The organism is Flavobacterium sp. TC780 (assembly GCF_056783245.1).
The window spans coordinates 1-15,872 of the sequence record NZ_JBXBAV010000007.1 but is presented as its reverse complement, the minus strand read 5'-3'; the positions used below and the strand labels follow the sequence as shown (position 1 = coordinate 15,872).

The following is a 15,872-nucleotide window of genomic DNA, read 5'->3' as shown; positions in this document are numbered from 1 at the left end:
AAGGTTAATACATGCTCCTGTTGTTAGGGAGGCAGCACCTGATTACCAAAACCTCCAAAAGGAAAAGTATATCAGGTTTGGGCACTTAAACTTAGTCCAGTACTTACGCCTACAAGCATTGGTTTATTAAGTGATTTTGACTCTAATAGCCAAAAATTATTTAAAGTAGAAGATACTGGCTATGCTGAAGCTTTTGGAATCACTCTTGAACCTGAAGGTGGAAAATCAAGATCCTACAATGATACGATTATATACTTTAGGAAAAGTTTAAAATTCAACTTATTACAAAATTTAAAACGCATATTAAAACAACTTAATATGCGTTTTTTATTATTTTCAAAAACAAAATTAACCAATAACTGAACCCTATTTAACTTACTCAACAGTACTTTAATCTTAAGAGTAGCAGTTGCTATAATCTTACTCACACACAGTGTTTTTGGAATATTTGATAATGGTATTAATGATTTTGGAAATCTCTATTTAAACCAAATTGGGTTCGCTCCTTTTGGCGTATTCCTTGCTTGGTCGATAAAACTATCACATATTGTTGCTCTCTCTTTTGCTTGCTAATAAGTACATCAATTTTGCTGCGATTGTTACTATTTTAGTACTTATTATGGGAATTATTTTAGTTCATTTTCAAGAAGGCTGGTTTGTTGTAGGTGGTGGTGAAAACAGATCAAATAAGCTTTACTGATTTGTGTTTTATTGGCAATAGTGTTTCCAAATCGTTTTAAGAGATTCTAAGTAACAAAGGTTCTGAGGTATGAGTTTACCGCAAAGTTCACAAAGCATTATAGCAATTATTTTATGTCCAAACATAAGTAGCCTTTGAACCTTTGTTACTTCGAACCTAATACAAAATCAATCTAAATCTAAAAACCCAAAATCTTCTTCCATTGTTAAAAAGTCTTCTTGGGTTTGTGTAGAAACTAATATTGGGTAATCTTCTAAATCTCCATTATCATCTGTATAATACCAAATTAATTTTCTATCATTTTCATAAACAATCCAGTTGGAATGATCCACGACTTTTTGCCAATTGTTAGTTGTTAGCTCTTCTATGAATTCGGGCATCTCCTCTAGATCCATGTCATAAATTGCTCCAGAAAACTTATATCCTCCTTCGGCACATTGCCCATACATTATCATCTGTAAAAAATCAAAAGCAAAATTTATTACTGAAATACCATACCGTATTGTCTTATATTTCTGAACTGTAAACTAAAGGATTATCTTCTTTTTTTTCTGTATCAACTTCCCAATAACAAACGTTCTGATTTTCCTATACAAACAAATTTCCATCTTCATAAAATAAATCTTCAGGTTTAGAAATCGCTGAAATGAGGACATAAAAATATCCAATTTTCCAATCGTTACATAATATATTTTTAATGCTTCTGCATATTGCTTTTCCTAGTTTCGCTTCTGCATTTTTTATTATTTCTACGTCAAATCCGTCATTATTTGTTAATGAACGCCCTAATAATTTTTCTGCAATTTGTTTTATCATAGTTTTGAATTCATTTTAAGATCTTAATTATCTATAGTCACAGATTTTCATATTATCGAAAAGTGTTTTTCTTTTTTTATCTATATACAAAAATACTTAATTCATAATTCATTCTTAACTTTAGATTACTACGATTATTTTTTCAGACTAAAATCAAGTGAAACAAGAGGCTTTCCCTCACAACAAAGTCTCACATATAAACATCAACATGAAACATTTAGATAATTTTTTCATAAAATTATTTTTTATAAAAAATATATATCGTAATATTGCAATATAAAAATATAACAATGGGAGCTACTAAAACTGATTTTTTTACAGACAATCAAAATGAACTGGCTATTCTGGCAAAAGCATTAGGGCATCCTGCAAGAATTGCTATCATAGAATACTTATTAAAAGTAAATGCAATATTACGATATATATTTTTATAAAAAAATAATTTTATGAAAAAATTATCTAAATGTTTCATGTTGATGTTTATATGTGAGAGTTTGTTGTGAGGGAAAGCCTCTTGTTTCACTTGATTTTAGTCTAAAAAAATGATCGTGTAATCTAAAGTTAAGAATGAATTATGAATTAAGTATTTTTGTATATAGATAAAGAAAGACATTCTATAAATGAAATCTGTGACTATAGATAATTAAGATCTTAAAATGAATTCAAAAACTATAAATCAAACCGCATAAAAATTATTAGGGCGTTCATTAACAAATAATGACGGATTTGACGTAGAAATAATTAAAAAATGCAAAGCGAAACTAGGAAAAGCAATACCAGAAGCATTAAAAATATATTATGTAACGATTGGAAAATTGGATATTTTTATGTCCTCATTTCAGCGATTTCTAAAACCTGAAGATTTATTTTATGAAGATGGAAACCAGTTTTTTTAGAGGAAAATCAGAATGTTTGTTATTGGGGAGTTGATACAGAAAAAAAAGAAGATAATCCTTTGGTTTGCCAAGTCCAAAATATAGACAATACGGTATGGCATTCAGAAGAAATTTTGCTTTCCGATTTTTTACAGATGATCATGTTATGGGCAATGTGCCGAAGGAGGATATAAGTTTTCTCGGAGCAATTTATGACATGGATCTAGAGGAGATGCCCGAATTCATAGAAGAGCTAACAACTAACAATTGGCAAAAATCGTGGATCATTCCAACTGGATTGTTTATGAAAATGATAGAAAATTAATTTGGTATTATCAGATGATAATGGAGATTTCTCAGAAGATTACCCGATATTAGTTTCTACACAAACCCAAGAGACTTTTTAACAATGAGAAGATTTTGGGTTTTTAGATTTAGATTGATTTTGTATTAGGTTCGAAGTAACAAAGGTTCAAAGGCTATTATGTTTGGACATAAAATAATTGCTATAATGCTTTGTGAACTTTGCAGTAAAAAAGCTTAGTACCTCAGAACTACTTTTGTTACTTAGAATCTCTTAAAAAACCATTTGGAACATGATTGCCAATAAAACACAAATCAGTAAAAAGTTATACTCGATTCCATTTCTACCACCACCTACAACAAACCAGCCTTCTTGAAAATGAACTAAAATAATTCCCATAATAAGTATAAAATAGTAACAATCGCAGCAAAATTAATATACTTATTAGCAAGCAAAAGAACCACAACAAGAATGTGATAGTTTTATCGACCAAGCAAGGAAAACGCCAAAAGGAGCGAACCCAATTTGGTTTAAATAGAGATTTCCAAAATCATTAATACCATTATCAAATATTCCAAAAACACTGTGTGTGAGTAAGATTATAGCAACTGCTACTCTTAAGATTAAAGTACTGTTCATAAGTTAAATAGGATTGGTTATTGGTTAATTTTGTTTTTGAAAATAATAAAAAACGCATATTAAGTTGTTTTAATATGCGTTTTAAATTTTGTAATAAGTTGAATTTTAAACTTTTCCTAAAGTATATAATTGATCCATTGTAGGACTTGGACTTCCACCTTCAGGTTCAAGAGTGATTCCAAAAGCTTCAGCATAGCCAGTATCTTCTACTTTAAATAATTTTTGGCTATTAGAGTCAAAATCACTTAATAAACCAATGCTTGTAGGCGTAAGTACTGGACTAAGTTTAAGTGCCCAAACCTGATATACTTTTCCTTTTGGAGGTTTTGGTAATCCAGCAGCATCAATATAGGTTACTTTGGTATCTTTATTCCAATAGGCTTTAGCAAATGACTGAGGTGCCACAGCTTGTCCGCCAAGAGTAACTCCTGTGTTTTTTATATCTCTTACAATGGCTAAACTTTGCGCAGTAACTTTATTTTCTTGGTCTAAAAGAGCGTAATCATTTTTTAATTTGTCTTTTTCATTTCCAACAATCGCTATTGCTTCTTTAGTTTGAGTAAGTTGTACATACTGGTAAGCAAAACCTAATAAGAAAAGTACAGCCGCGGCCCAACCTAAATATTGTGACCAGTTAGCTGCAGGTTTCATATCGATGACCTTACCGTGTTTGAGTTCTAGTTTCGCTTTAATTTTCTCAAAATTAGCTACCGAATGAAAAGGTGAAAAGCTAGAAGATAGTGCTACAATTGCTTTTTCGATGGCTATAATTTCATCGTTAATTTCGTCATGTTTTTTTGCCATTGTGGCTACTTCTATACTTTCAGATTCGGTGAGTAATCCATAAACATAAAGCTCTAAAATACCTGATTCTATATATTCTTTTGTTTCCATTATAATTTTAAATAAATTCGTAAGTCATTAATACAGTTTCTGTTTTGTGTTTTGATAGTTCCTAAAGGTATCGCCAACTCTTCTGAAGCTTCTTGTTGGGTATATCCTTTAAAGAATAATAAATCAATTATTGCAATACATTTTGGTTTTAGTTTTTTTACAAACTCTTGAATTCCAATAGTATCAATTTTATTGACAAGTTTATTACTGTCGTCTAATAGATGTACGAAATTATCTGAAGAAAGGTTCTTTTGACTGTTATTAAAGTTTTTAGAGCGAAGTTTGTCAATAGACGTATTTCGAGCAATATTAAGGATCCAGGTATAAAAACGACCTTTACTTTCGTGGTAGGAATCGATGTTTTTCCAAATTTTCACAAATACTTCTTGAAGCACATCTTCAGCTTCTTCTCTGTTTTTTATAAGAACATTGATAACGGCAAATAAACTTTTGGAATACATATCATATAGATAGGTAAAAGCCTTTTCGTCTTTCTTATAAATTAATACCAATAATTCGTCTTGACTCATTTTTTGTAGATTTAGGGTGAAAAAACTTATATATTTTAGTTTAAAAACTATGAATATTGTTAATGCTGGTATAAATATAATTTAAAATTTTAAAGAAATTGTAATTTATTTGTAACTATAATGCTTTTAAAAAATGATAAAAAATAAAATATTAACTTTTTTAGTTTTTTTAAAACCAAACATAAACTAATCTCGTATATGTAGATTATGATAGTTTGAATGGGGGATAATTTAGACTAAAATAATTGATTAATTCAGGGATAGGTTTCCATTCTAATGTGATTTTAGAATAGTTATGGCAAATATGGGGGATAATATTTTGCCAGCTTCTAGAGAAAAAAGATGATAGAACGAATTTGGAAACCTCTTTCCTTAATTTTATGGTTTTAATAGAAGGAATATGTGTCGAAAAGCTCCTTTGTAATGGAAGAATTTGATGAGAAAAATTTAATTTGTTTGTTGAATAAGCCTAATGTTTATATGCATTAGGCTTTTTTGTTTAATTAACAATTGTTCAATCATAAAATAAAGTGAAGAATGAAATCAGGTAAATCAATTTTGACTAATTTTATAAAAAAATAATTATGAAAAAAATATTGTTTTTATTCTGTGGAGCTATGATTTTGTTTAGCGGTCAGAATTATGCGCAAACAAAGAAAAATAAAAATAACAAAAGTGAAAAGGTTATGGAAAAACAAACCATTTATCAGTTTAAAGTAGAGGATCTATCGGGGGAATCCATTTGATTTTGCTTCTTTAAAAGGAAAAAAAATAATGATAGTAAATACAGCTTCAAAATGTGGATTAACACCACAATACAAAGATTTAGAAGCAATTTATAAAGAATATAAAGATAAAGGCTTTGTTATCGTTGGATTTCCAGCAAATAATTTTGCATCACAAGAACCAGGAACAAATGAAGAGATTGGTGCTTTTTGCCAACAAAATTATGGCGTTACTTTTCCTATGATGGACAAAATCTCAGTAAAAGGAGACGATATGAACGAAGTATATAAGTTCTTGACTCAAAAATCTAAAAATGGATTGCAAGACTCAGAAGTAGAGTGGAACTTCCAGAAATATCTAATTAATGAAAAAGGAGAATTGGTAAAAGTAATTCATCCTAAAACGTTACCAACGGATCCAGAGATAATCAATTGGATTAAAAGTTAATTCATCAAAAAGACGAACTCAAAAGCGGTTTTCATTATTGGAAATCGCTTTTTTAATTAATAAAAGTTCTTCTGCAGTAAAATTTATATTGGCCTATTCATTTTTTGCAATAAGCATATAGATAATTTATACATTTACGAAACATAACTTAATTTATGACTAATAAAGACTTGTTATGTACCTGATAAATGTCTTAATCTGATATTTTTTAAACGTATTAAGCCGCAAAAAATGTTTCATTTTGCACTCTGAAATTTTTTAGAGAATGAGAATAAAAAACAATACTGCTACGATTAATTGAACTGTTTTTTTTGATTATTTTAATACATGATAATCTTGTTTTGTATTATGAAAAATGTTTAGAAACAATATCTATGAAAAAAATCACACATCATTATGGAGTAGAGCTAGACTGGGTAGAATCTCTTGCGTTACAGTTAGAAGGAAGAGTTGATGGCGATTTCATCCTGGTTCCAGATCATATTCATACAGGAGAGAGGTATTTCTTGAGTTGTGATTTTGGAATTTCGGTACTTTATATTGATGTTGTATATCACTCGGAAATTCATTTTAGGCAAGAAAATAAAACAGATGATTTTATAGGAATGTATTATAATCTTACTGAAGGAGAGGCAGTTTTGTTATTAAGGGATGGAGAGAATCCAATTGGCAGGTGGAACTATAATTTAGCTATTATTGATAGTACATTAAGCTCTGATTATATTGTAAAACCTGGAAGTAAGACATTTGCTTTAAATATTTTTATTAAAAAAGAAGTAATAAGAGGGTACTTAGAAAATAATCCATCAGTAAAAAAGCATGCCGACGAGATTTTGAATTCTAAATTAAATACGATCGTCAAATTTACAAGGATGAGTAATGAAAGTTATAATCTTTTGATGAATTTACGTTCTGAAAAGCTGGAAGGGGAATCTTTTGATCTTCATCTTAAAGGAGTGGTACAGAGTCTTTTGGCAGAATATATTGAAAAGATGGTCCTTGATGAAATCGTAGTTGATAAAGTTAATGAAAGAGATTTGGAAGGGATTATAAAATCTCAAGCTTATTTAATTGAAAATTTAAATCAGATTTTTCCTAGTATTGTTTTTTTAGCCCAAGAAGCAAATATGTCTGAAACTAAATATAAAAACTTATTTAAAAAGATTACCGGAATGACTCCAAATTCTTTTTTTCTTAATAATAAACTTATTGAGGCTAAACGCCTTTTGCAAGAGAAACAGTTGACGATTACCCAAGTTTCAAATGAATTAAATTTTACAAATAATTCCTATTTTACAACAAAATTTAGGGATTTTTATGGGATGTCACCAAAAGAGTTTATTAAACAATTACAGTAATGATAGAAATTAGTCACACATATACTTTAACATCTGTATGGCAAAAAGAACTTGCGAAACAATTTATTGAGAAGCTAGGAGCGGAGCTAATTGGGGATAAGTTCTTACAGATGCCTAAAGATGTAGCTGATGGTGGTTTTTATTATACAGAAGTTATGCCTGGACTTTCGGTTGTAATTTGGGATTTAGTATTTAAAGAAGCCATTCTGATAAAAAAGAGTAAAATCAGAAGATGATTTATATATAATTCATTACGATTTTAGTGATAAGATGAATTTGATCCATGTTCAAGGAATAAAGCATAAAATTGGATATAAAGCAAATCTAGGCTTTGGTGTATTTGATAATGCTATTGATAATGTATTTCAGCCAGTTGTTGGAGAACGGGTTTTTGCCATGCGATTATTGGTTGCTAAAGACTTATTGAAATTTACAGTTGCAGATGGAGTTATAAGAGATTCAAATAAGCAGAAAATAAAAAGCGGAAAAAATACACTTTTCTTTTATGATCATATTGATAGTAAAAGCAAGGTTATTATGCATGCCATTAAGAATAAGTCTTTTTTAGATCCAGCTTTCGAAATATATTTGAGAGGTGTTGCACTCAGGTTATTAGCAACATTTATTGATCGTTATTCAACACCATTACCGATGCTTCATTATGTATCAGAAAGAGATGCTGAAGTTTTAAATACTACAAAGGATTATTTATTAGATAACCTATATAAAGGATTTCCAGGTATCGATTTTTTGGCAGATATGGCTGGAATGTCAATTTCAAAATATATGTCTTTGTTTAAAAAAATGTTTACTGGAACTCCAAATAATTTTTTTTTAAGACAAAAAATGATTCTTGCCAAAGAACTTCTTAAAAGTGGAAAGTTTGATTCTCTCACAGATATTTCACAAGAACTAAATTATGACAAACTAAGTTATTTTGCTTCAATGTATTTTCAACAATTTGAAAGAAAGCCTTCTGACGATTTTGTTAAAGCTCCTTTTTAAATTGTATGAATTTTTATTTCGGTTAATGATTAATTCGCATTTATTTCTGTTTTTAGTATCTTTTATTTGTTGAAAAGTCATAGAATGGTTTAAAAATGTCTTAATGTGTTGTTTTTAAAATATATTCTGTCAAAAAGATTCTGTTATTTTGTATTTTCTCTAATTAGAGAATAAAAAGTAAGTGAATTAGTTGCAAAATAGAGTATTAGTAAAAAAAAATATGGAGGCAAAAGAGGTATTGGTATATGATAATCAACATGGTTTTTCCAGATTTTTAAAAAAGCAATTTGGAAAAGAGATTAATTTTAAAGTTTACAAAAAGTTTAGCTCAGAGGATAATTTTGATAATATACAAGAGGAATATTCGTTTATTTTTTTCATTGTTTATTCAGGAGAAGACTTATTTGATTTTATTAAATTGCAAAGAAAAGGAGTCCCTATTGTAGTTTGCAGTTTTAATAAAGAGGTATTGTATAAATTTAAAAATATTGATGATATTAGTTTATTGGATATTTCTGCTTCACGAGAAGAATTAATAAATAATTTCCAAATGGCACTTCATACCTATTCAGATATTTACATTAATTAGGTGTTATATTTAAAAGTAAAATTTTATTTAAGTATTAACTGCATGAAAACCAGATCAAGCCAATGATCAAATTTGTAACCTACTTCATGGATAGTTCCAGTTGCTACAAAACCAAATTTTTCATGAAACTTAATACTTCCGGCATTATCAGCATCAATTGCTCCAATCATAACATGATAATTTTGCTCTTTGGCTAGGCGAATTAATTCAGTCAATAATTTAGAGCCAATACCTTTCCCAATTATATTATCAGTTACATAAACAGAATGCTCTATAGTGTATTGATATCCAATTTTCTCTCTAAACGGACCATAACTGCCAAAACCAATAACTTTACCATCCAGCTCTGCAACAATAACAGGTAAGTTTTTAGAGTTTTTATCTTCAAACCATTTTTCCTGAACTTCGATAGTCTGAGTTTCGTAGCTGTAATTTGCAGTGGTATGTAAAATAGAATAGTTAACAATATCAAGAATCTTTACTAAATCTTGAGAAGTTGCTGGTCGAATTGTAACAGACATATTGAGTTGTATTATTTGTAGTTTTATTTAAGTTCGGCTAATAAAGCATCAGCATCTTTCGAGTCCCAATCCATTTCTTTACAAATAACTTTAGCTTTTTTGGCATAGACTAAAGCCGATTTTTTATCTTTAATTTTAATATAAAGACGGGCCAGTAATAAATTACCATCATAAGCGTCATTTAATTCTAAAGAACGTTTTACCCATTCGATAGATTTTTTAAGGCTTTCAACATCCGAAATATTTTTTAGGTAAACTTGTCCAATTTCTTTTAAGATACTAGGAGTATTCCATACGTATTTTTGAGTTCCATCTAAAGCGGTTTTGTTATAATACTTCCAATTGGTACTTCTTTCAGCAATTGTTAAATCATAAGAGAAAACGAGAGAATCAGTTTTTTGAAGACGAATCGATTTTGCAATTTCTCTTTGTTTGTAATAGTTAATGGTATCAAGGCTTTCGGTATAAGGACGAAGTAATTCAGTTACAATATTAATTATCTTTTTCTCTACACGATCAGGAGAAGCAACATTTCCAAATTCCTTTTGATGCTGCAATACATATTGAAATTCATGTGATTTGATATCGCTTACGCCATTAGCAATAATACGCCAGTTCATTTCAGTAAGTAATTGAGGATCCGATTGTGTGGCAAGATAGGTATGCGTTGCTTTGGATAAATCGACTCTTTCGCGGCCTTTTCTCAATGTAGTTAAGTAAGCTAAACATTTATTAGGATTGCTTGGGTCTGCTAAAAACTGTTTTTCAAGATAAGGCAATTGCATTTTAGGATTTAAAGCGTTTTTGATTTCGTTTAAGAATTCAGCAGTTTTTATTTCGCCTTTCAAATTATATAAAACAGTTTCATTAGAATCAACAATTAAAAAACTAGGTAAAGATTTAGTGTCAAACTTGGTTTTTAGAGCAAGACCTTCTTCTTTATCAATATCTTTCCAAACACAAATGTAATTGTCTTTTAAAAAAGCCATTACTATAGCATCTTTTAAAGTACCATTCTTCATAGCATTGCAATGCGGGCACCAATTAGCATAAAGCATAATAAATACAGGTTTGCTTTCTTGTTTCGCCTTTACTAAAGCATCTTTATATGAAATGTCATCATGAATGAATTGATTTTGAGCATTTCCTGTATGTATAAAAAGTAGGAGTAACGATAGATAAATAAAGCGCATAATTCTTCAGTTTTATTAAAGACAATTTTTACAAATATATTTCCTTTTTCTATAAGTAGATGGTAATATATTGTTATTTATACCCTAAATCATGTCTGAACTCATTAACTTTGTGTTTTATAATTTCGAAAAAATGATTTACCCCAAAATACCACTTGCACAGAGTATCATTCAGATTTGTTTAGAAAAAGGAATCACCAATATAATTATATCTCCAGGATCACGAAATGCCCCTTTGACCATAGGATTTGTTAGTAACCCAGCCTTTCAGTGTTATAGTATCGCAGACGAAAGATGTGCAGCATTTTTTGCATTAGGAATTGCTCAGCAAACTCATCAACCAACAGCTTTAGTTTGTACTTCAGGCTCAGCATTACTAAATTATTATCCTGCTTTTGCAGAAGCATTTTATAGTCAGATTCCATTAATTGTAATCTCAGCCGATCGCCCACAAAGTAAAATAGATATAGGCGATGGACAAACGATTCGTCAGGAAAATGTATATAGCAATCATTCCTTGTATAATGCTAATTTACATGAAGATGTTTCGCTGGAAAATGATAAGAAAATCAATGAAGCGATAGATACAGCCAAAATACAAAAAGGGCCAGTACATATTAATGCACCATTCGAAGAACCGCTATATGAAACAGTTTCGGAACTTACTGTAACCCCAATAATAAACACTTACGTAAAAGGAAACCAGTCAGAAGCAATAGCAGATATAGCTAATATGGTTGCTGATTGGAATAAATCGACTCGTAAGATGGTACTTGTAGGAGTAAATGAACCACATACTATTAATCAAAAAATAATTGAAAGATTAGCCAATGAAGAATCAGTAGTTGTTTTAACTGAGACAACATCTAACTTGCATCATCCGAGTTTTGTAAACAGTATAGATACCTTAATTACACCGTTTACAGCAACTGATTTTGAAGATTTTCAACCCGAAATTTTAATCACTTTTGGAGGAATGATAGTTTCTAAACGTATCAAGGCGTTTTTAAGAAAGTACAAACCAAAGCAACATTGGCATATAGATACGCTAAGAGCGTATGATACATTTGGAGCTTCACCAAGTCATATAAAAACAAATCCAAATGATTTCTTCGAAGCATTTTTGCCTCAAACGGAATCTATTGAAAGTGATTACTTTTCAAAAATTGAAAAAATTAATGATTTAAGAAAAGTAAGAGCACAGGAATATTTAGGAAAGATTCCATTTTCAGATTTTAAGGTCTTCGAAAAAGTAATAGAATCATTGCCAAAAAATAGTCAATTACAAATAAGTAATAGTTCAGCTATTCGATATGCACAATTAATCGACATAGATTCATCGATAGATGTTTTCTGTAATCGTGGTACGAGTGGTATCGATGGTAGTACATCAACGGCTATAGGAGCTGCAGTAGGTAATCCTAAGCCAGCAGTTTTTATTACAGGAGACATTAGTTTCTTGTATGATAGTAATGCTTTATGGAATAGTTATATCCCGAATGATTTTAAAATTATAATCGTAAATAATGGAGGAGGAGGAATCTTCCGTATTTTACCAGGACATCAGGAGAAACCAGTTTTTAACACCTTTTTTGAAACATCACATCATTTAACGGCCGAGTATATGGCAGGGATGTTTAAAATGAATTATATAAAGGCAGATGATGAAAATACATTGCAATTGGGGTTAAAAACGTTGTACAATACAAAGGGAGCGCCAGCAATTTTGGAAATTTTTACACCAACAATAGAAAACGATAAAATATTGCTCCAGTTTTTTAAAGAACTATTATAAATTTATTGCTGTTTATTTGTCTTAAATAACACACAATGTATAGAATAAAAGCTTAAATTTGAGAATATAAACCAATTATTAATCAACTATTAAATTTTTATTTATGAGTGCAAGAGACGAATTAATTGTAAAGTATGCTGCTGATTTAAAAGACAAGTGTGGTGTAACTCCAGATATGGATTTATTGACAAAAGTAACTATTGGTTGTGGCCCGTCAATATATAATGCAGATGCAGCAACAGTTGCAGGAACGCAAAAATCAGAATTAGATACAGTAAAGAATAATTTTTTAATTAAGAAATTAGGCTTACCAGATACACCAGCTTTAGATGCTGGAATTGATGCTGTATTAGAACAATACGGACGCTCAAACAAGAATAAATATAGAGCAGTTGTATACTATTTATTAACGAAACACTTTAAAAAAGAAAGTGTTTACAAGTAGTATCTCATTATAAAATAATAAAAGCGTCTTTTGGGCGCTTTTTTAATGAAAATTAATTGAGGTGTTTATCGTATAGGAATAGGGAAAACAGCTAAACTAGCATGTCCTAGTGAGTCTACAGCCTGTACAGCAAAGAAAAAATTATCTTTGGAATAAGGAAGTTCAATTTTTGTATCAGAGGTAAAAAAAGTTTTTTCCCAATGTGATGATGCAGTTTCTCGCATCAAAACTTGATAACCATATATTTTTTTATCGGCTGCAGGGTTCCATAGCAAGGTAGATGAGTTAGAAAGAGATTTTCTCAATGCCTACATTAATAGGTGCTTTGGGAGACCAAGCTAGGTTTGATAAGGTTGCTAGATTAGAGCAGGTAATTTTTCTTAAATATTCAAAGTCCATAAATTCAGGAAGATCACCATATTTTATATTGTTTTCTGTTCGTATATCTTGATGCTGATGATTAAAATTTTCATTCATTTCACAAAAGCGTATAGCAGTAAAACCATTTTGACTAAATGGAGTGTGATCACCACCGCGTAAAAAGCGGTCGTTTCTGTAAACAAGATTAATATTTAATTGATCAACATATTGACTTGTAGTAGTTTTAATATATCTCGCAAATTGTCTCGAAGGACTGTCATTGTCTTTGTTTGTCGCTTTACAATTTTAGCTTCTTCTTCAGTTTCCAGATACGGAATAGTTTCGCTAAAAACCCTAACCTGAGTGTTATCTCTAAGATTTGTACCGCTAGATAAGCTATTACCAATCATATCGTTATTTATCATCGCGATTATGTTCCATTTAGATTCTTTGGCTAATTCAGCAAGATGTTTTGCTCCATAAAGACCTTGTTCTTCGCCAGTAACAGCTACAAAAATGATTGTACAAGGAAAAGATCTTTTGCTCATGATTTTAGCTATTTCCATCATTGCAGCAACTCCAGAACCATCATCGTTTGCTCCAGGAGCATCGTCCTTAATATTCATGACATCAGATACTCGTGAATCAAGATGCCCACTAATGATAAGCACACGATCATCAGTAGGATCGGTTCCTTTTAATGTAGCCATAACATTTGCAAGCTGACTGTCTTTTAAGATGCGTTTTCCATCAGCTTTTACCATAAAATAATCAATGACAGCATTTAATCTTCCGTTAGATTCTAATGCGTACTTATCAAATTCAGATTTTACCCATTTTTGAGCAGCACCAATTCCTCGTGTTTTACTTTTAGTATCACTCAAGGTGTGTCTAGTTCCAAAAGAAACTAATTTTACAACGGTATTTTCAAGACTTTCGGCTTTAACTTCAGTAATCATTTTCCTTATTTCTGGGTCATCATTTGTTTGAGACTGTATAAGTGGAGAGAAAAAATAGTAATGTAAAGAGATAGATAAGAAATTGTGGTTTCATTTATTTGGAATTTATTAATACGATCTCAAATTTAATTAAAAAATAAAGCGATTAGAAAACTTAACGATAAGAATCCTTAATAAATACTTTTCCTTTGTAGATTCAAACTTCGTACCTTTGCAACTTAGAAACTTGCTTAGATAGCAATACAGAACTTTAAAGAAGATGATTGAAATAGGAAAATACAATACACTAACTATATTACGTGATACCAAAGTAGGATTGTTTTTGGGTAACCCCGAAAAAGATCCAGAAGGAATTCATGACATACTATTACCAAACAAATATGTTCCAAATGAATTTGAAATAGGCGAAGAACTTATTGTTTTTGTTTATTTAGATCACGAAGAGCGTCCGGTTGCTACAACATTAGAACCATATATTTTACTAAATGAGTTTGCACTTTTGCGAGTAAACTACATCAATCAGATTGGTGCTTTTATGGATTGGGGAATGGAAAAAGATATTCTAGTTCCATTTAAAGAACAGGCGCGTCCTATGGAAAAAGGAAAGCGTTATTTGGTTTATTTATACATGGACGAAAAAACCAATCGTTTAGTAGCTTCTAGTAAAACAAACCAATTCTTGAATAATGATAACCTAACAGTTGAAAAAGGAGAAGAGGTAGATTTAATTGTTTCTCATATTACCGAAATTGGAATCAATGTAATCATCAATGAAAAACATAAAGGACTGTTGTACAAAGATGAGGTTTATGATGATGCTATTCGTACAGGAGATCGTATGCGAGGTTATATAAAAATATTCGCCCTGACAATAAAATAGACGTTTCATTGCAAGTGCAGGGATATCAAAGTATCGAGCCAAATGCCGAAAAAATTATGGATGAGTTAAGAGCAAGCCGTGGTTTTTTAAGACTTACAGATAATTCTCATCCAGAAGATATTAAAACGGTACTCAAAATGAGTAAGAAAACGTTTAAAAAAGCTATTGGAGCACTTTATAGAGAGAAACTAATTGAGATAAAAGAAGACGGGATCTACTTAGTAAAGGAATAATATAACAAGAAAGGCTAATCATTACGATTAGCCTTTCTCTTTTTATTCTAGTTTTAAAAAAAATTGTAATTAAAAAAAACAAAAATAAAAATAAATCTACTTTCATCACGAAAAGTGAATAGAATCACACAATATATAAACACTGTACTTTGTAATCTTGTTGCGCGTGATTTACTACTTTTTCGAGATGGGTTTGTCTGGAAATAGGGATAACAAATTCGCATAAGCTAAAATCAATTTCACGGCAGAACCTTTGGTTTATTTTTAATATATTTAAAGATAATCAAACAATAATAGACACTCATTTATAGAGTAGTTTAATAAATCTTCCTTGTTAACCGTAGGTGTTACTATCTCTTTTTTGCAATTTCGACAAATGCTATTCTCATTTGCTCATGGTCTAGAGTTTTTAAATTTAAAACCATAGAAAAATGAGCGACAAATTTTTTAAATTTTCTCAAAAAATCATTTTTTAGGTTAATAAATCAGTGAAAGAAAATCAATCTTTAATGTGTACGGAATATATTGTATCACATTGATTAATAGATGGTAGGTGCTGCCTCCCTAACAACAGGAGCATGTATTAACCTTAGCAATACATAG

18 protein-coding genes and 4 pseudogenes are annotated in these 15,872 nt (G+C 30.2%); 12 read left to right on the top strand and 10 right to left on the bottom strand.

The genetic code is table 11. The annotated features are described in order from the left end of the window. Positions 1 to 42: 42 nt before the first annotated feature. A pseudogene (locus tag AC1RYN_RS00520) lies at positions 43 to 271 on the top strand (anti-sigma factor); the annotation flags it as partial. 276 nt (positions 272 to 547) lie between these two features. Further along, on the top strand, positions 548 to 700 hold the full coding sequence (locus AC1RYN_RS00515) for a hypothetical protein (protein WP_481805403.1): 153 nt from the start codon (positions 548 to 550) through the stop codon (positions 698 to 700). A 167-nt stretch (positions 701 to 867) separates the two neighbouring features. Here AC1RYN_RS00515 and AC1RYN_RS00510 read toward each other — a convergent pair whose 3' ends face one another. Both AC1RYN_RS00510 and AC1RYN_RS00505 read right to left on the bottom strand, forming a co-directional pair. After that, positions 868 to 1,155, bottom strand: a complete 288-nt coding sequence (locus AC1RYN_RS00510) for a hypothetical protein (RefSeq protein WP_481805402.1) — start codon at positions 1,153 to 1,155, stop codon at positions 868 to 870. Positions 1,156 to 1,288: 133 nt separating this feature from the next. Continuing rightward, positions 1,289 to 1,516 (bottom strand): hypothetical protein, encoded by a 228-nt coding sequence (locus AC1RYN_RS00505; RefSeq protein ID WP_481805401.1) that lies wholly within the window; start codon positions 1,514 to 1,516, stop codon positions 1,289 to 1,291. Between the two features lie 290 nt (positions 1,517 to 1,806). Here AC1RYN_RS00505 and AC1RYN_RS00500 point away from each other — a divergent pair. After that, a pseudogene (locus AC1RYN_RS00500) lies at positions 1,807 to 1,932 on the top strand (transcriptional regulator); the annotation flags it as partial. 574 nt (positions 1,933 to 2,506) lie between these two features. Continuing rightward, entirely contained in the window at positions 2,507 to 2,716 is a 210-nt protein-coding gene (locus AC1RYN_RS00495) for a hypothetical protein (RefSeq protein ID WP_481805400.1), read from the top strand. Positions 2,717 to 2,968: 252 nt separating this feature from the next. Here the strand turns inward: AC1RYN_RS00495 and AC1RYN_RS00490 are convergent, their stop codons facing one another. The 3 genes from AC1RYN_RS00490 to AC1RYN_RS00480 all read right to left on the bottom strand — a co-directional run bounded on the left by AC1RYN_RS00490 (position 2,969) and on the right by AC1RYN_RS00480 (position 4,758). Further along, positions 2,969 to 3,094, bottom strand: a complete 126-nt coding sequence (locus tag AC1RYN_RS00490) for a hypothetical protein (protein ID WP_481805399.1) — start codon at positions 3,092 to 3,094, stop codon at positions 2,969 to 2,971. Positions 3,095 to 3,439: 345 nt separating this feature from the next. Next, the gene (locus AC1RYN_RS00485; protein ID WP_481805398.1) at positions 3,440 to 4,228 is read right to left on the bottom strand and encodes an anti-sigma factor; all 789 of its coding nucleotides are present in this window, start codon (positions 4,226 to 4,228) and stop codon (positions 3,440 to 3,442) included. Continuing rightward, the gene (locus AC1RYN_RS00480; RefSeq protein ID WP_481805397.1) at positions 4,228 to 4,758 is read right to left on the bottom strand and encodes an RNA polymerase sigma factor; all 531 of its coding nucleotides are present in this window, start codon (positions 4,756 to 4,758) and stop codon (positions 4,228 to 4,230) included. The genes AC1RYN_RS00485 and AC1RYN_RS00480 overlap by 1 nt, the downstream gene beginning before the upstream one ends. Positions 4,759 to 5,342: 584 nt before the next feature. Here AC1RYN_RS00480 and AC1RYN_RS00475 point away from each other — a divergent pair. The 5 genes and pseudogenes from AC1RYN_RS00475 (at position 5,343) to AC1RYN_RS00455 (ending at position 8,883) form a co-directional block, all read left to right on the top strand. Then, positions 5,343 to 5,931: pseudogene (locus AC1RYN_RS00475) on the top strand (glutathione peroxidase). Positions 5,932 to 6,305: 374 nt separating this feature from the next. Beyond that, on the top strand, positions 6,306 to 7,289 hold the full coding sequence (locus tag AC1RYN_RS00470) for a helix-turn-helix domain-containing protein (protein WP_481805396.1): 984 nt from the start codon (positions 6,306 to 6,308) through the stop codon (positions 7,287 to 7,289). Beyond that, complete coding sequence (locus AC1RYN_RS00465; RefSeq protein WP_481805395.1) at positions 7,289 to 7,525, top strand: hypothetical protein; 237 nt, start codon at positions 7,289 to 7,291, stop codon at positions 7,523 to 7,525. The genes AC1RYN_RS00470 and AC1RYN_RS00465 overlap by 1 nt, the downstream gene beginning before the upstream one ends. 34 nt (positions 7,526 to 7,559) lie before the next feature. Further along, on the top strand, positions 7,560 to 8,294 hold the full coding sequence (locus AC1RYN_RS00460) for a helix-turn-helix domain-containing protein (RefSeq protein WP_481805394.1): 735 nt from the start codon (positions 7,560 to 7,562) through the stop codon (positions 8,292 to 8,294). Between the two features lie 220 nt (positions 8,295 to 8,514). Then, entirely contained in the window at positions 8,515 to 8,883 is a 369-nt protein-coding gene (locus AC1RYN_RS00455) for a hypothetical protein (RefSeq protein ID WP_481805393.1), read from the top strand. Between the two features lie 23 nt (positions 8,884 to 8,906). Here the strand turns inward: AC1RYN_RS00455 and AC1RYN_RS00450 are convergent, their stop codons facing one another. After that, positions 8,907 to 9,404, bottom strand: a complete 498-nt coding sequence (locus AC1RYN_RS00450; protein ID WP_481805392.1) for an N-acetyltransferase family protein — start codon at positions 9,402 to 9,404, stop codon at positions 8,907 to 8,909. A 23-nt stretch (positions 9,405 to 9,427) separates the two neighbouring features. Beyond that, positions 9,428 to 10,597, bottom strand: a complete 1,170-nt coding sequence (locus AC1RYN_RS00445) for a thioredoxin family protein (protein ID WP_481805391.1) — start codon at positions 10,595 to 10,597, stop codon at positions 9,428 to 9,430. A gap of 133 nt (positions 10,598 to 10,730) precedes the next feature. Here AC1RYN_RS00445 and menD point away from each other — a divergent pair, with 133 nt between their 5' ends. Beyond that, entirely contained in the window at positions 10,731 to 12,392 is a 1,662-nt protein-coding gene (gene menD / locus AC1RYN_RS00440; RefSeq protein ID WP_481805404.1) for a 2-succinyl-5-enolpyruvyl-6-hydroxy-3-cyclohexene-1-carboxylic-acid synthase, read from the top strand. Positions 12,393 to 12,495: 103 nt separating this feature from the next. Then, positions 12,496 to 12,837, top strand: coding sequence for a DUF2853 family protein (locus tag AC1RYN_RS00435; protein WP_129538225.1), 342 nt, complete (start codon positions 12,496 to 12,498; stop codon positions 12,835 to 12,837). 65 nt (positions 12,838 to 12,902) lie between these two features. Here the strand turns inward: AC1RYN_RS00435 and AC1RYN_RS00430 are convergent, their stop codons facing one another. The 3 genes from AC1RYN_RS00430 to AC1RYN_RS00420 all read right to left on the bottom strand — a co-directional run bounded on the left by AC1RYN_RS00430 (position 12,903) and on the right by AC1RYN_RS00420 (position 14,156). Beyond that, entirely contained in the window at positions 12,903 to 13,142 is a 240-nt protein-coding gene (locus tag AC1RYN_RS00430) for a hypothetical protein (protein ID WP_481805390.1), read from the bottom strand. After that, on the bottom strand, positions 13,123 to 13,314 hold the full coding sequence (locus tag AC1RYN_RS00425) for a hypothetical protein (protein ID WP_481805389.1): 192 nt from the start codon (positions 13,312 to 13,314) through the stop codon (positions 13,123 to 13,125). Before AC1RYN_RS00425 ends, AC1RYN_RS00430 begins: the two co-directional genes overlap by 20 nt. A 95-nt stretch (positions 13,315 to 13,409) precedes the next feature. After that, positions 13,410 to 14,156 (bottom strand): M20/M25/M40 family metallo-hydrolase, encoded by a 747-nt coding sequence (locus AC1RYN_RS00420; protein ID WP_481805388.1) that lies wholly within the window; start codon positions 14,154 to 14,156, stop codon positions 13,410 to 13,412. Positions 14,157 to 14,415: 259 nt separating this feature from the next. On the opposite strand from AC1RYN_RS00420, the pseudogene AC1RYN_RS00415 reads away from it, so the two are divergent. After that, positions 14,416 to 15,269: pseudogene (locus AC1RYN_RS00415) on the top strand (CvfB family protein). Positions 15,270 to 15,872 lie beyond the last annotated feature (603 nt).

Bases quoted from the DNA above. Each gene is read 5' to 3' on its own strand.
- AC1RYN_RS00510 (WP_481805402.1), bottom strand. From the start codon at position 1,155: ATGATAATGTATGGGCAATGTGCCGAAGGAGGATATAAGTTTTCTGGA.
- AC1RYN_RS00505 (WP_481805401.1), bottom strand. From the start codon at position 1,516: ATGATAAAACAAATTGCAGAAAAATTATTAGGGCGTTCATTAACAAAT.
- AC1RYN_RS00495 (WP_481805400.1), top strand. From the start codon at position 2,507: ATGGCATTCAGAAGAAATTTTGCTTTCCGATTTTTTACAGATGATCAT.
- AC1RYN_RS00490 (WP_481805399.1), bottom strand. From the start codon at position 3,094: ATGGGAATTATTTTAGTTCATTTTCAAGAAGGCTGGTTTGTTGTAGGT.
- AC1RYN_RS00485 (WP_481805398.1), bottom strand. From the start codon at position 4,228: ATGGAAACAAAAGAATATATAGAATCAGGTATTTTAGAGCTTTATGTT.
- AC1RYN_RS00480 (WP_481805397.1), bottom strand. From the start codon at position 4,758: ATGAGTCAAGACGAATTATTGGTATTAATTTATAAGAAAGACGAAAAG.
- AC1RYN_RS00470 (WP_481805396.1), top strand. From the start codon at position 6,306: ATGAAAAAAATCACACATCATTATGGAGTAGAGCTAGACTGGGTAGAA.
- AC1RYN_RS00465 (WP_481805395.1), top strand. From the start codon at position 7,289: ATGATAGAAATTAGTCACACATATACTTTAACATCTGTATGGCAAAAA.
- AC1RYN_RS00460 (WP_481805394.1), top strand. From the start codon at position 7,560: ATGAATTTGATCCATGTTCAAGGAATAAAGCATAAAATTGGATATAAA.
- AC1RYN_RS00455 (WP_481805393.1), top strand. From the start codon at position 8,515: ATGGAGGCAAAAGAGGTATTGGTATATGATAATCAACATGGTTTTTCC.
- AC1RYN_RS00450 (WP_481805392.1), bottom strand. From the start codon at position 9,404: ATGTCTGTTACAATTCGACCAGCAACTTCTCAAGATTTAGTAAAGATT.
- AC1RYN_RS00445 (WP_481805391.1), bottom strand. From the start codon at position 10,597: ATGCGCTTTATTTATCTATCGTTACTCCTACTTTTTATACATACAGGA.
- menD (WP_481805404.1), top strand. From the start codon at position 10,731: ATGATTTACCCCAAAATACCACTTGCACAGAGTATCATTCAGATTTGT.
- AC1RYN_RS00435 (WP_129538225.1), top strand. From the start codon at position 12,496: ATGAGTGCAAGAGACGAATTAATTGTAAAGTATGCTGCTGATTTAAAA.
- AC1RYN_RS00425 (WP_481805389.1), bottom strand. From the start codon at position 13,314: ATGAATGAAAATTTTAATCATCAGCATCAAGATATACGAACAGAAAAC.
- AC1RYN_RS00420 (WP_481805388.1), bottom strand. From the start codon at position 14,156: ATGATTACTGAAGTTAAAGCCGAAAGTCTTGAAAATACCGTTGTAAAA.